This window comes from Stenotrophomonas sp. SbOxS2 (genome assembly GCF_013416715.1).
Taxonomy (GTDB): domain Bacteria; phylum Pseudomonadota; class Gammaproteobacteria; order Xanthomonadales; family Xanthomonadaceae; genus Stenotrophomonas; species Stenotrophomonas lactitubi.
This window is the reverse complement of record NZ_JAAVXD010000003.1, coordinates 38238-51657: the sequence shown is the minus strand read 5'-3', so window position 1 is coordinate 51657 and position 13420 is coordinate 38238. Positions and strand designations below refer to the sequence as shown.

11 protein-coding genes are annotated in these 13420 nt (G+C 67.4%); 4 read left to right on the top strand and 7 right to left on the bottom strand.

The window, feature by feature from the left end; all coding sequences use genetic code 11:
* Positions 1-224 precede the first annotated feature (224 nt).
* Genes HFK18_RS05380 through HFK18_RS05365 form a run of 4 tightly spaced genes read left to right on the top strand, consistent with a single transcriptional unit; the run spans position 225 to position 6294 of the window.
* Positions 225-569 (top strand): hypothetical protein, encoded by a 345-nt coding sequence (locus tag HFK18_RS05380; protein ID WP_089237867.1) that lies wholly within the window; start codon positions 225-227, stop codon positions 567-569.
* Between the two features lie 56 nt (positions 570-625).
* Positions 626-1879, top strand: coding sequence for a TolC family protein (locus tag HFK18_RS05375; RefSeq protein WP_180164915.1), 1254 nt, complete (start codon positions 626-628; stop codon positions 1877-1879).
* The gene (locus HFK18_RS05370) at positions 1876-3075 is read left to right on the top strand and encodes an efflux RND transporter periplasmic adaptor subunit (protein ID WP_180164913.1); all 1200 of its coding nucleotides are present in this window, start codon (positions 1876-1878) and stop codon (positions 3073-3075) included. Before HFK18_RS05375 ends, HFK18_RS05370 begins: the two co-directional genes overlap by 4 nt.
* A gap of 9 nt (positions 3076-3084) precedes the next feature.
* Positions 3085-6294 (top strand): CusA/CzcA family heavy metal efflux RND transporter, encoded by a 3210-nt coding sequence (locus HFK18_RS05365; RefSeq protein ID WP_180164911.1) that lies wholly within the window; start codon positions 3085-3087, stop codon positions 6292-6294.
* Between the two features lie 124 nt (positions 6295-6418).
* On the opposite strand, the gene HFK18_RS05360 is transcribed toward HFK18_RS05365, so the two are convergent.
* The 7 genes from HFK18_RS05360 to HFK18_RS05330 form a co-directional block, all read right to left on the bottom strand.
* The gene (locus HFK18_RS05360; RefSeq protein WP_180164909.1) at positions 6419-8191 is read right to left on the bottom strand and encodes a DUF885 family protein; all 1773 of its coding nucleotides are present in this window, start codon (positions 8189-8191) and stop codon (positions 6419-6421) included.
* A 371-nt stretch (positions 8192-8562) separates the two neighbouring features.
* The gene (locus HFK18_RS05355; protein ID WP_025878793.1) at positions 8563-8910 is read right to left on the bottom strand and encodes a lipid-A-disaccharide synthase N-terminal domain-containing protein; all 348 of its coding nucleotides are present in this window, start codon (positions 8908-8910) and stop codon (positions 8563-8565) included.
* On the bottom strand, positions 8910-9632 hold the full coding sequence (locus HFK18_RS05350) for a glycosyltransferase family 2 protein (protein ID WP_180164907.1): 723 nt from the start codon (positions 9630-9632) through the stop codon (positions 8910-8912). The genes HFK18_RS05355 and HFK18_RS05350 overlap by 1 nt, the downstream gene beginning before the upstream one ends.
* A gap of 90 nt (positions 9633-9722) precedes the next feature.
* The gene (locus tag HFK18_RS05345; protein WP_180164905.1) at positions 9723-10688 is read right to left on the bottom strand and encodes an NAD-dependent epimerase/dehydratase family protein; all 966 of its coding nucleotides are present in this window, start codon (positions 10686-10688) and stop codon (positions 9723-9725) included.
* Between the two features lie 64 nt (positions 10689-10752).
* Positions 10753-11478, bottom strand: a complete 726-nt coding sequence (locus tag HFK18_RS05340; protein ID WP_180164903.1) for a suppressor of fused domain protein — start codon at positions 11476-11478, stop codon at positions 10753-10755.
* A 144-nt stretch (positions 11479-11622) separates the two neighbouring features.
* The gene (locus HFK18_RS05335) at positions 11623-12543 is read right to left on the bottom strand and encodes a ParB/RepB/Spo0J family partition protein (RefSeq protein WP_089237881.1); all 921 of its coding nucleotides are present in this window, start codon (positions 12541-12543) and stop codon (positions 11623-11625) included.
* Complete coding sequence (locus HFK18_RS05330; protein WP_025878788.1) at positions 12543-13340, bottom strand: ParA family protein; 798 nt, start codon at positions 13338-13340, stop codon at positions 12543-12545. Before HFK18_RS05330 ends, HFK18_RS05335 begins: the two co-directional genes overlap by 1 nt.
* Positions 13341-13420 lie beyond the last annotated feature (80 nt).

Genomic DNA, 13420 nt, shown 5'->3' with positions numbered 1-13420 from the left:
CTACCGGGGCAGCTGGTCGCGCGACAGCAGCCGAGCATGGGCTCGGCTCTACAGAAGCGCATCCCGGTGTCCCACCCCACGGACCGAAAGGCGTGCCGACCAAGATCGGCACCTACCAGAGCAGCAGTCCCGTGCGCGGCGCAGCTGAACGGGAGGTTCCGACGAATTCCCGAGGTGGCCATTGATATTGTATCCACCGAAAACCGCTTGCTAGCCTCCCCTCCATGCGCCGGATCGCCCGCCACCTTCGTTCGTACCTGCTGATGCTGCTGATGGCGGCGTTCGTGGTCGTGCCGGTGGCCGATGTTCTGGCGTGTGCGGTGGAACCGCACGACAGCACGGTGGTGCATGTGGAGTCGGCTGCCGAAGAGCCCGACGGTGACAATGACAATGACGGCAAGCACACCGCTGCCTGCAGTCATAACCACTGCCACCACTCCAACCTGAGCCTGCCGGCGAGCACCTTCGCCGCCTTTGGTACGCCGCAACCGGCGCGCTGGATGAATGCAGGCGACGCGGCGACCTATGCGGTCGCCCAGGACGAACTGGCACGTCCTCCCCGGGCGTGAGTTGAGCGCGTCCCGCAATCGCGGGCTCCCGTTTCACTCACAACCGGAATCCCCCTATGTCGATCCTGACACGTCGGTCGCCGCGCGCGGCCGGGCTGGTCGTCGCCGTGCTGCTGGGCCTGATCCCCGCCGCACAGGTCGCCGCACAAGCCGCACCTTCGTACGACACCCTGCTTGAACGTCTCGACCAGCTGCCCGGCGCCCGCGTCGGCGCGGCATTGGCCGAGGCGGCCGACGCCCGCGCCGACCAGGCCCGGGCGCTGCCCAATCCCTCCCTTTCCTGGTCCGCCGAAAACGCCTGGGGCACGGGCTCCTACGGCGGCATGGGCAGGGCCGACACCGTGCTTACCCTGTCCCAGCCTTTGGAGGTCTGGGGCCAGCGTGGCGCGCGCGTCCGCGCCGCCCGCGCCGAGGCACAGGCCGCTGCCCTGCGTGGTTCGCAGAGCCGCAGTGATGTCGCCAGCCAGCTGGCGGCGATCTACGCACAGGCGGAAAGCGCCCTGCGTCGTTACACCCTGGCCGACGAAGCGCTGACCCTCACCCGCGACGATGCGGCGGCGGTCACCGCCATGGTCAAGCATGGCCGCGAGCCGCAGTTGCGCGCGGTGCAGGCACAAAGCGAAGTGGCCAATGCCAGCGCCGCGCTGGATGAGGCGCAGGCCTTCCGCGATGCTGCACTGGCCCGCCTGGCCGGTGCGGCCCTGCTGGATGCACCGGTGCAGACCATCGACGACAGCCTGCTCGACCGCGCACCGCCGACACCGCGCGGCGCCACCGATGTGGCACTGGCCGTGCGCGTCGCCGAAGCCGAGGTGGATGCAGCCGGTCGCCTGGTCGATGTGGAGCGCAAGCGTGCCCTGCCCGACCTCAGCGTCACGGCCGCGCAGACGCGTTTCCGCGAGGACCGCGAGCAGGCGTACACGCTCGGCGTCAGCCTCTCGATCCCGTTGTTCGACCGCAACCGTGGTGGCATCCGCGCCGCCAGTGCTGAACAGCGTGCGGCCGAAGCGCGGCTGGACCAGCAGCGTCGCGACAGCGAAGCGGAACGGTTGTCGGCGGTGGCGGGGCTGAAAGCTGCCGGCAGCCGCACCCGTGCCGCCGATGAAAGCGTCGTGGCCGCCGAGGAGGCCTATCGGCTGGCCCGCATCGGCTTCGACTCCGGACGCATCTCGCAGCTGGAACTGCGCAGTACCCGCAGTGCCCTCATCGCCGCCCGCGGCACCGCTGTGGACGCGCGTCTGTCGCGCGTCGGCGCGGAAATCGATCTCGCCCGCCTCGAAGGGCGCGCACCTTTTGTGGAGGCCCGATGAACCTGTCCCGCTCTTTCCCCCTGGTTGGTGGCCTGCTGCTGACCGTATTCCTGGCCGGCTGCTCCGGCAACGCACAGACCCCGGACGCGTCGGATGCCGCCAGCAAGGCAGCGGCCGACGACGGCCATGGTCATGCCGCTGACAGCACCGAAGCCAAGGCCGAAACAAGCAAGGTGCCCGACGCCGATGAAGGCGTGGTGCAGCTGACGCCCGAGCAGATCAAGGCCTCCGGCATCGACGTGGTTGCTGTCGGCCGCGGCGGCGGCGGTTCAACGCGGCTGTCCGGCCGGGTGGAGCCATCGATCGGTGCGCGTGCATCGGTCGCCTCCACCGTAACCGGGCGCGTGGAGCGCGTGCTGGTCGCACCGGGCACGGCAGTGAAGCAGAACCAGGCGCTGGCGATCGTGGTCAGCGGCGAGGCGGCGGTGTTCCGCGCCAATGCGGTTGCCGCCGCTGCGGAAGCCGAGGCGGCGCGCCTGGCCCATGGCCGTGACAAGGCGCTGGTCGAACAGGGCGTGGTCGCCCGCCAGGAACTGGAAACCTCACGTGCGCGCTCGCTGGCGGCACAGGCGCAGGCTGCGGCCGCACAGGCACAGGCCGCCGCCAACGGTTCACCCGACAGCAGCGGCCGCGTGCGCATCACCAGCCCGGTGGCCGGCATCGTCGGCAACGTGCAGGTGACGCCCGGTGGCGTGGTGGCAGCCGGCAGCCCGGTGGCCGACGTCGCCGATCCGTCGATGAACGAGCTGGTATTCACCGCACCGCCAGCGCTGGCCGCACAGGTCAGCCCGGGCATGACGCTGGAAGTGACCGTGCCGGGCGGCAGCTTCAGTGCCACCGTCACCGGGTCTGCCGCCGATGTGCGCCAGCAGGGTGGCGTGGCGGTGATCCGTGCCACGCCGGTCAATGCGGCATTGCCGCCCGCCGGTTCGCCGGTGTCGGCGGTGGTGGTCACCGACGGCAAGGACGGCGCGTTGAGCGTGCCGGCCGATGCCGTGCAGAACGTGGATGGCAGCAGCGCGGTGTTCGTCGCCGTCGAGGGCGGCTTCAAGGTGCAACCGGTGCTGGCTGGCCGACGCGCCGGCGACCGCATTGAGATCCTCGGTGGCCTGAGCGGCAACGAACGCATCGTCGGCGCCAACGCCTTCCTGCTCAAGGCCGAACTGGCCAAGGGCGAAGCCGAGCACGGGCACTGAGGACCATCCATGTTCAAGCTCATCATTGAAACCGCGGTACGCCACCGCTGGCTGGTCGTGGCCCTGGCTGCACTCATTGCCGCCGTGGGCCTGTTCCAGCTCGGCAAGCTGCCGATCGATGCGGTACCGGACATCACCAACCGCCAGGTGCAGATCAACACCGTGGCGCCGGCACTGACGCCCGAACAGATCGAGCGGCAGGTGACCTATCCGCTGGAAACCGCGCTGGCCGGCATCCCCGGCCTGACCACCACCCGTTCGCTGTCGCGCAATGGCTTCTCGCAGGTCACCGCGATCTTCACCGATGCCACCGACATCTACTTCGCCCGCCAGCAGGTGGCCGAACGCATGCGCGAGGCCGCCGAGGCGCTGCCCGAGGGTGCCTCGCCGATGCTGTCGCCGGTCACCACCGGCCTCGGCGAGGTGTTGATGTGGACGGTGGACTTCACCGCGTTCGACCCTGCAAAACTGGCCACGCCGGGCGAAGCCGGCTGGCAGGCCGGCGAGGTCTACCGCACGCCGGAAGGCAATCTGCTGCGCACGCCGGAAGAGCGCGCCACCTACCTGCGCACCGTGCAGGACTGGATCATCGCGCCGCAGATGCGTTCCAGCCCCGGGCTGGCCGGCGTGGACACCGTCGGTGGCTACGTCAAGGAATACGGCGTGCATCCGGACAGCGCGCGGTTGGCCGCGCATGGCCTGGGCCTGGCCGATCTGGTGACGGCCCTGCAGCGCTCCAACGTGCAGGCCGGTGCCGGCTTCGTGCAGCGTGCCGGCGAAGGCCTGGTGGTGCGTGCCGACGGTCTGGCACTGACCACCGACGATCTGGCACAGGCGCCTGTGGCCACCCGCAATGGCGTGGTGGTACGGGTGTCCGATGTGGCCGAGGTCGAACTGAGCCGCGCACCGCGCCTGGGTGCGGCCAGCCGCAACGGCCATGAAGCCGTGCTCGGTACCGCGCTGATGATCGCCGGCGGCAACAGCCGCACCGTGGCCCAGGCCGCCGCCGCGCGCCTGGAACAGGTGAACAAGTCGCTGCCGGCGGACATCGTGGCGGCGCCGGTGCTGGACCGCAGCGTGCTGGTCAATTCCACCATCAAGACCGTGGCCAAGAACCTCACCGAGGGCGCACTGCTGGTGGTGGTGGTGCTGTTCCTGCTGCTCGGCAACCTGCGCGCGGCGGCGATCACCGCACTAGTGATCCCGCTGTCGTTCCTGTTCGCGGTGATCGGCATGAACCGCTTCGGCATCAGCGGCAACCTGATGAGTCTGGGTGCGCTGGACTTCGGCATCCTGGTGGACGGTGCGGTGATCGTGATCGAGTCGACGCTGCTGATGCTGGGCCAGCGTCGTGCCGAACTGGGCCGCGCGTTGACCGCGATGGAACGCCTGCGTGTAGCGGCCGATTCGGCGCGCAAGATGGCACGACCGGCAGCGTTCGGACAGCTGATCATCCTGCTGGTGTTCGCGCCGATCCTCACCCTGGAAGGCGTGGAGGGTAAGACGTTCCATCCGATGGCGGCGACGTTCATGCTGGCCCTGGTGGGTGCCTTCATCTTCTCCTTCACCTTCGTGCCGGCGATGGCCGCGCTGCTGGTGCGCGAGCCGAAGCTGAAGGAGGGCGAGGCGCACAGCGATGATGGCGAGCACGAAACGAAGCTGATCCGCGTGCTGCGTGGGCGCATCGAGCCGATCATCCGCCAGGCCGTCGCGCGGCCGCGGTCAGTGGTGGCGGGTGCGGGCTTGATGCTGCTGGTGGGTATTGGTTCGTTCGGCCTGCTCGGCCGCGAGTTCATGCCTACCCTGGATGAAGGCAACGTGGCAATGCAGGCACTGCGCGTGCCGTCCACCTCACTGGAGCAATCGCTGGCGATGCAGCTGGCGCTGGAAAAGGCGATTGCCAAGCAACCGGAAGTGGAAACGGTGTTCTCGCGTACCGGTACCGCTGAAGCGGCGATCGATCCGATGCCGACCAACATTTCCGACAGCGTGATCGTGCTCAAGCCACGTGCGGACTGGCCCGATCCGAAGCTGGGCAAGGAAGCGCTGGTGGCCCGCTTCGAAAAGCTGGCCGGCCAGCAGCTGGGCAACAGCTTCGAGTTCAGCCAGCCGATCGAGCTGCGCTTCAACGAGCTGATTTCCGGCGTGCGGACCGATCTGGCGGTGATGATCTTCGGCGATGACTTCAGCCAGCTGCAGAAGGTGGCCGACCAGGTGGCGCTGAAACTGCGTGCGGTGGAAGGTGCGGCCGATGTGCGCGTGGAGCAGATTTCCGGCCTGCCCACGCTCAACGTCAAGATCGACCATGTGGCAGCGGCGCAGTACGGATTGACCGCCGCGGACGTCAGCGATGCGCTGTCCACCGGCATCGGCGGCACGGCGGCCGGCAAGATCTTCGAGGGCGACCGTCGCTTTGACGTGGTGGTGCGGCTGGACGACAGCGCACGCAACGACCCGGATCAGCTGGCCTCGCTGCCGATCGCAACACCGGCCGGTGTGGTGATTCCGCTGTCCTCGGTCGCGCGCATCAGCGTCAGCGAAGGGCCGAACCAGATCAGCCGCAACAACAGCAGCCGCCGGGTGGTGGTGCAGGCCAACGTGCGTGGCCGCGATCTCGGCGGCTTCGTTGGTGAGGCGCAGACCGCCGTCGCCGAGGTGGCGCTGCCGCCCGGTGCGTACCTGACCTGGGGTGGCCAGTTCGAGAACCTGCAGCGCGCGGAAAAGCGCCTGGCCACAGTGGTGCCGGTGGTGTTCCTGCTGATCGGCAGCCTGCTGTTCATGGCCCTGCGCAGCGGCAAGGAAGCGGTACTGGTATTCAGCTGCGTACCGCTGGCGCTGGTCGGCGGCATCCTCGCCCTGCTGCTGCGCGGCATGCCGTTCTCGGTATCGGCAGCGGTGGGCTTCATCGCAGTGTCCGGCGTGGCCACGCTCAACGGCCTGGTTTTGATGCAGGCGATCCGTGAGCGCCTGAACGCCGGTGACGTGCCGATGATGGCCGCAATCAATGGTGCGTCCAGCCGTATCCGCGCGGTGCTGACCACCGCGCTGGTGGCCATCGTCGGCTTCATTCCGATGGCGATCGCCAGTGGTTCCGGTGCGGAAGTGCAGAAGCCGCTGGCAACAGTGGTGATCGGCGGCTTGATCACCGCCACGGTGCTGACCCTGCTGGTGCTGCCGACCTTTGCTGCGCGCGTGGCGAAGGTGCGGACGGCAGGCTGAAAGACGAAAGGGGCGGATCATGCGATCCGCCCCTTTCTGCTGAGGTTGCCGGCCAGCGGCCGGCACTACCACCGCGCATTCCGGTAGCGCCGGGCCATGCCCGGCGGCGCGGCGACGCGACGGCTCAGGCCTTCTTGCGTTCGGCGATGTACGCCTGGATCTGCTGTTCCAGTACCGGCAACGGCACCGAGCCCTGCTTCAGCAGCGTATCGTGGAAGCCTTTGATGTCGAACTTGTCACCCAGTTCCTTCTCCGCCTGCGCGCGCAGGCGCACGATGGCGATCTCGCCGAGCTTGTAGCTCAACGCCTGGCCAGGCCAGGAAATGTAGCGGTCCACTTCGGTGGTCACTTCGTGCTCGCTCAGCGCCGTGTGGTCACGCAGGTAGGCCAGCGCCTGCTCGCGGCTCCAGCCCTTGCTGTGCACGCCGGTGTCGATCACCAGGCGCGTGGCGCGCCACATCTCGTAGGTCAGGCGACCGAAATCCTCGTACGGGGTTTCGTAGATGCCCATTTCCACGCCCAGCTTCTCGCAGTACAGCGCCCAGCCTTCGCCATAGGCGGAGATGTAGGCATTGCGGCGGAACTCCGGCAGGTTCTTCTGCTCGGCGGCGATGGCACCCTGCAGTGCATGGCCCGGATCGGATTCGTGCAGGGTCAACGCCGGCAGGTTGTACAGCGGGCGCGACGGCAGGTTGTAGGTGTTGAGCCAATAGGTGCCCATGCCACCCCGGCCGGCGGTCCAGAACGGCGCGATGTCCGGCGGCACCGGCACGATGGTGAAGCGCGCACGCGGCAATGTCATGTACTTGCCGAGCTGGCCATCGGCCCGCTTGGAGATCCATGCGGCACGCGACAGCAGTTCTTCCGGCGTCTTGGCATAGAACTGCGGGTCGGTACGCAGGAAGGTCAGGAACTCGGCGAAGCTGCCCTTGAACTTCACCTGCTTGATGATGTCGTTCATTTCCTTCTGGATGCGTGCCACTTCATCCAGGCCGATGCGGTGGATCTCGTCCGGCGACAGGTCCAGCGTGGTGTATTCGTGGATCTGCTGCTTGTAGTACGCCTTGCCGCCGGGCATCGCTTCGGCGGCGAGGGTGGTACGCGCCTGCGGCACGTATTCGTTGACGAAGAAGGTGCGTAGCTGCTGGAACGCCGGCACCACCTTGCCGCTGATCGCCGCGCGCGCCTGTGCCTGCAGCTTGGCCTGCTCGGCAGCCGGGACGGTGTTGGGCAGCTTCTTGAACGGCGCGTACAACGGCGATTCGGTTGGATCCTTCAGTTCGGCGACGGTGGCGATGGACACCTCGCGGCCATCGAGCACCGCACGCGGCACGCTGAAGCCGCGCTTCAGGCCGGAGCGCATGTTTTCGGTCTGCTGGTCGAAGTAGCGCGGCACATCATTCAGGCGCGCGATGTAGTTCTGGTAGTCCTGCACGGTCTTCATCTCGCGCCGGGCCATGAAGGACAGATTGGACCAGAACGAGGAGTCGGCGTTGAACGGCATCTCGTAGCCGCGCAGGCGCACTTCTTCGGCCAGGTTGAACACCTGGTCGCGGTAGATCGCGTAGTTGACCTGGTTGTCGGGCGACAGGGTCTTCGGGTCGATCTTCTTCAGCGCGGCCAGGGTTTCGTCCCATACCTTCAGGCGTGCCTGCTGCGCGGCCGCACCGACGTCGGGCATGCGGGTGGCGTTGGCCGGGGCGTCTTCGTCCTCGCTGGCCTCGCCACCGCCGTCCTGGCGCCACTTCCATTCCTTCTCGTACAACGCGCGGAAGGCCGCGTCGGCGGGCGATTCAGTGGCCACGCTGGCCGGCGCGGTGGCGGTGGGCGGTGCGGCCAGGGCCACGGCAGGGGCAGACAGGGCGATCAGCAGGGCTACGGCAAGACGGGTTTTCACGAGCACAGGTTCCCGGGAAGGCAGACCCTGATCATGGCACCCCGCACCACGCAAGGCATGGGACGAAGGTCCTGCCTGCAACGCAGGCAGGACCGGGAACGGCCGCAGGCCGGGACCCTAGAGCCGACCGCTGGTCGGCTGCTCTTGCGCTCGATGTGTGGAAAAGCCCGCGCCTCGCATGGCATGGGAGGGAGCCCGGCCTCAGTAGATCCACGCCATGCGTGGATGCCCCTGCCGCTGGGCACACCTGCGCCGACCAAGGTCGGCGTCTACCGGAGCACCGGGGCGCCAGCATGGCCGCTCTGGTAGTGGCCAACCTTGGTTGGCCCCGCAAAACCCAGCGCCGACCAAGGTCGGCGTCTACCCGAGCTTCAGTGGCTGGCCTTGTCCCGCTTCCAGCCGCGGTGCTTGATGTCCAGCTGCAGGCTGTACAACGCGGTGAACGCCGGGAACAGGTTCTGCAGCACGCCCACCGAGTCCTGCTTGGCCGAGAACAGGAAGTAGCTCAGCGTCATCAGGCTGCCGACCACGCTCATGTACCAGAACAAGCGCGGGATCACCGGCTTGCCGGCGCGCTTGGAGGCGACGAACTGGACCAGCCAGCGGCCGCCGAACATCAACGCGCCGGTGTAGCCGATCAGCTTCCAACCGGTCACATGCAGGCCGGTCCAGTACAGCCAGGTCAGCGGCTGGTCCAGCCAGTGAAGCTCCAGATCCATCAACGCTCCTCCACCGCGGTGCGCTTGCTGCGGGTGATCAGCCAGGCCACGCCGCGCAGGTCGCGGATGCCGACCAGCGCGCGGCCGAGATTGTTGTACTTGGACACGCCGGCAGTGCGGTGGCGATGGTTGACCGGCACGCTGACGGTCTTCCAGCCGGCGCGCTGCATCAGTGCCGGCAGGTAGCGATGCATGTGGTCGAAGTACGGCAGATCGAGGAAGGCATTGCGCTCGAACAGTTTGATGCCGCAGCCGGTATCGGGGGTGTCATCGCGCAGCATGCGCGCGCGGATGGCGTTGGCCCACTTGCTGGCCCAGCGCTTGCTGCCGCTGTCCTGGCGGTTGACGCGCCAGCCGGCGAACAGCTTCACCTGGGCATCGGCGGCACCGCGGGCCTGCAGCAGCTTGGGGATGTCGGCCGGATCGTTCTGGCCATCACCGTCCAGGGTGGCGATCCACGGTGCCCGCGCGTGCTTGACGCCGGTACGTACCGCGGTGCTCTGCCCGCTCTGCGAGACGTGGTGCAGCACCCGCAGTTCCGGCGTGGTGGCCTTCAGGCCCTGCAGCACGGCCAGGGTGTCATCGCGCGAATGATCGTCGATGTAGACGATCTCGAACGGCAGCCGGCCGCGCAGTGCAGCGGTGATTTCGGCCACCAGGGGCGCGACGTTGTCGCGCTCGTTGAATACTGGGACGACGACGGACAGCTCGGGTTGGCTCATGGGGGGACTCGGCCAAGGAGGGACAAAGACCGCGCATTTTCCGACGCCGAGGTTATCCGAAGATGAATCCGGCAGTGTGAGGATGCGTTCTCACGCGCGATCAGCAAAATACTCGCGGCACCACTGCACCACCGGTGGCAGGCCCTGTTCGATGGGCATGGCCGGTTCGTAGCCAAATGCGTCATGTGCGCGCCGGGTATCGGCCATCGTGCGCACCATGTCGCCCGGCTGCATCGGCTTGTAGACCTTCTGCGCGGGGCGACCGGCGGCCTGCTCGATCACGCCGATGAAGCGCTCCAGCTCGACCGGCGTGTGGTTGCCGAGGTTGAACACCCGGTGCGGCACCGGACCATCAGCCGGGTGCGCGAGGGCGCCGAGAATACCGGCCACGATGTCGGAGACATGTGTGAAGTCGCGCTGCATGCGGCCTTCGTTGAACACATCGATGGAACGACCGGCCAGCACCGCGCGCGAGAACAGCAGCGGTGCCATGTCCGGCCGACCCCACGGGCCGTACACGGTGAAGAAGCGCAGGCCGGTGGCATGCAGGCCATACAGCTGCGCGTAGGTGTAGGCCATCAGTTCATTGGCGGCCTTGGTTGCGGCGTACAGCGAGCGCGGCTGGTCCACGCGCTGGTCTTCGGAAAACGGCGGCGTAGCCGAATCGCCGTACACCGAGCTGCTGGACGCATACACCAGGTGCTGCACGCCACGGTGGCGGCACAGCTCGAGCATGTTGACGAAGCCGACCAGGTTGCTGTCGACGTAGGCGTGCGGGTTTTCCAGCGAATAGCGCACGCCGGCCTGCGCGGCCAGGTGGATCACCGCCGTCGGCTGTATTTCGTCGAACAGTGCGGCCAGTCCGTCGCGGTCGGTCAGGTCCAGGGTGCGCAGGTCCAGCGTCGGGCACAGCGCGGCCACGCGGTCGCGCTTGATCTGCGGGTCGTAGTAATCGTTGAAGTTGTCCAGGCCGACCACGGACTGGCCCGCATCAAGCAGGGCACGCGCGGTGTAGGCGCCGATGAAGCCGGCTGCGCCGGTAAGCAGGATGGTCATTGCGGTGGGCCTGGAATTCAGCGGTCGATTCAACGGTTACAGAGTCTGATGGTACGCGCAGGGCCTAGAACAGGCCGAAACGCTTCTTGGCCACATTGGTGCGCCCCGGCTGGATGACATCCTGGATGTTCTTCGCATCGAAGCGGTCCAGCAGGGTTTCCGAATCCTTCTTCAGCTTCAGGTCCATCTCTTCCGGGTACAGCGGCACGATCGCCATGAACTCAATGGTGGTGCCGTCTTCCAGCGCCAACGTGCCGAAGTCGTCCGGGGTGGTGACCGGCGGCAGCACGATGGCGCCATCGAATCCCACGCCCGGTGCATAGGGCTCGGACGGATGGCCGTTGGGAATGGTGTGGCCGAAACCCAGCCAGGTGTCGTACTCGTGCGGCAACCGCGCCAGGGTCTTCAGCAGGCGCACCGGCCAGTAGTTGCGCTCGTCCTTGAAGGCGTCATCGCTGATCGGCCAGTCGGCCGGCAGGGTCACCATCAGTTCCATGTGCCGGGGGGCGTCCACCTCCTCGGGCACGGACATCGGCAGATCACTCATGCCCGAGGTCACCAGGCGCAGGTACGGACATTCATCGGTAGCCGGCACGACGTGCACGTCGATGTGCACGATATCGGAGATGATTTCGTGGAAGACGCCGGAGATCGGCCCCAGATGGCGCTCGATGTACGCGCTGATCGCCTCGATGTGTTCTTCGCCGTGGGCCGGGGTGAAGTCCTTCTCGCGGCTGTGCACGAGAATCGGGCTGCCGCCCGGGCTGACGTCGTCTACTTCAATGGTCATGTCCTGCTCCCTGGATGAGCCACGGGGCGGAGCGGGCCCACCCGCGAGTGGACGATACGACCTCCGGCACGCGCGGCGGTGCGTTCCCTGCAATCGACGGAGCACGGCAGGAACAGGCCGTACTCCCATGAAACTGCGCCGGGGTCAGCCCTGGCGCGTGCGCAGCCGCTCCAGCACGCCATCGAGCGTGTCCAGGTTGGCGTAATGGATGATCAGCTTGCCCTTGCCACCGCGGCCATGGTTGATCGCAACGGAGGTGCCCAGCACTTCGGACAGCTCGGTCTCCAGCGAGGCGATATCGGCCTGCTGCACCTTGGCCACCGGCTGCGGACGGTTGCTCGGCACCTTGCCGGCGGCGAACGCCTGCGCACGACGCTCAACCTCGCGCACCGACCAGCCCTCATCGGCCGCTTCCTGGGCCAGCTTGCTGGCCAGTTCCGGGGCCAGGGTCAGCAGCGCGCGGGCGTGCCCCATCTCCAGCCGGCGCGTTTCCAGCAGCAGGCGGATGGCGATCGGCAGCTCCAGCAGGCGCAGCAGGTTGGACACCGCCGCGCGCGAGCGGCCGACGGCCTCGGCGGCCTCGGCATGGGTCAGGGTGAATTCGCTGATGAGGCGCTGCAGCGCTTCGGCTTCTTCCAGCGGGTTGAGGTCTTCGCGCTGGATGTTCTCGATCAGCGCCATCGCGATGACGGTGCGGTCTTCCAGCTCACGCACCACCACCGGCACTTCGTCCAGGCCTGCCAGCTGCGAGGCGCGCCAGCGACGTTCACCGGCGACGATTTCGAAGTTGCCTGCCGGCAGCTGGCGCACCAGGATCGGCTGGATCACGCCCTGCGACTTGATCGAGTCGGCCAGTTCGGACAGCTTGCCCTGGTCCATTTCGCGACGCGGCTGGTACTTGCCCGGCTGCAGCTGGCCTACTGGCAGCTTGCGCAGCACTTCACCGGGCAGCGGCTCGATCACCGCCGTGCTGGCCTGCACCTGGCTGACCGCGCCCTTGGGCCCCAGCAGGGCGTCCAGGCCGCGGCCGAGGCCACGCTTCTTGGCGGCAGGCTTGCTGGTCATCAGACGGTCTCCACGGCCTTGGTGGCCTTGTTGCGTTCGTTGTTGCGGCGGATGATCTCGCCGGCCAGGCCGAGGTAGGCCACGCCGCCACGCGAAGCACGATCGTAGCCGACGATGCTCTGGCCATGGCTGGGCGCCTCGGCCAGGCGCACGTTGCGCGGCACGATGGTGCGGAACACGCGGTCACCGAAATGCTCGGTCAGCTCGGCCGACACGGCGTTGGCCAGGTTGTTGCGCACATCGAACATGGTGCGCAGCACGCCTTCGATCTCCAGCGCCGGGTTGAGGTTGGCACGCAGCGCTTCGATGGTTTCCACCAGCGCGCTCAGGCCTTCCAGCGCGTAGTACTCGCACTGCATCGGCACGATCACCGAATCGGCGGCGGCCAGGGCGTTCAAGGTCAGCAGCGAAAGTGCCGGCGGGCAGTCGATCAGGATGTAGTCGTACTCGTCGCGGATCGGCGCCAGCGCGCGCTTCAGGCGCTGCTCGCGCTCGCTCTGCGCCATCAGCTGGATCTCGGCCGCGGTCAGGTCGATGTTGCCCGGCAGCAGGTCGTAGCCTTCGGCGGTCTGCACGCGCACGTCGGCAGCGCTGGACTCGCCCAGCAGCAGATCGTAGGTGGAGGAGACCAGCTCGCGCTTGTCCACGCCACTGCCCATGGTCGCGTTGCCCTGGGAATCCAGGTCGACCAACAGCACGCGCTTGGGTGCGTTGGCCAGGGAAGCGGCCAGGTTGACGGCGGTCGTGGTCTTGCCGACGCCACCCTTCTGGTTGGCGATGGCGATGATGCGGGCCATGCGGGTGTGCCTCGTCGACGTGTGCTGGGACCGGTCATTATGCGTACAACCGGGCCCGTGCGGAAATCGTGGATCGCCAA

Excerpts from the sequence above, each read along its gene's own strand:
- HFK18_RS05380 (WP_089237867.1), top strand. The coding sequence starts at position 225 with ATGCGCCGGATCGCCCGCCACCTTCGTTCGTACCTGCTGATGCTGCTG.
- HFK18_RS05375 (WP_180164915.1), top strand. The coding sequence starts at position 626 with ATGTCGATCCTGACACGTCGGTCGCCGCGCGCGGCCGGGCTGGTCGTC.
- HFK18_RS05370 (WP_180164913.1), top strand. The coding sequence starts at position 1,876 with ATGAACCTGTCCCGCTCTTTCCCCCTGGTTGGTGGCCTGCTGCTGACC.
- HFK18_RS05365 (WP_180164911.1), top strand. The coding sequence starts at position 3,085 with ATGTTCAAGCTCATCATTGAAACCGCGGTACGCCACCGCTGGCTGGTC.
- HFK18_RS05355 (WP_025878793.1), bottom strand. The coding sequence starts at position 8,910 with ATGGATCTGGAGCTTCACTGGCTGGACCAGCCGCTGACCTGGCTGTAC.
- HFK18_RS05350 (WP_180164907.1), bottom strand. The coding sequence starts at position 9,632 with ATGAGCCAACCCGAGCTGTCCGTCGTCGTCCCAGTATTCAACGAGCGC.
- HFK18_RS05345 (WP_180164905.1), bottom strand. The coding sequence starts at position 10,688 with ATGACCATCCTGCTTACCGGCGCAGCCGGCTTCATCGGCGCCTACACC.
- HFK18_RS05340 (WP_180164903.1), bottom strand. The coding sequence starts at position 11,478 with ATGACCATTGAAGTAGACGACGTCAGCCCGGGCGGCAGCCCGATTCTC.
- HFK18_RS05335 (WP_089237881.1), bottom strand. The coding sequence starts at position 12,543 with ATGACCAGCAAGCCTGCCGCCAAGAAGCGTGGCCTCGGCCGCGGCCTG.
- HFK18_RS05330 (WP_025878788.1), bottom strand. The coding sequence starts at position 13,340 with ATGGCCCGCATCATCGCCATCGCCAACCAGAAGGGTGGCGTCGGCAAG.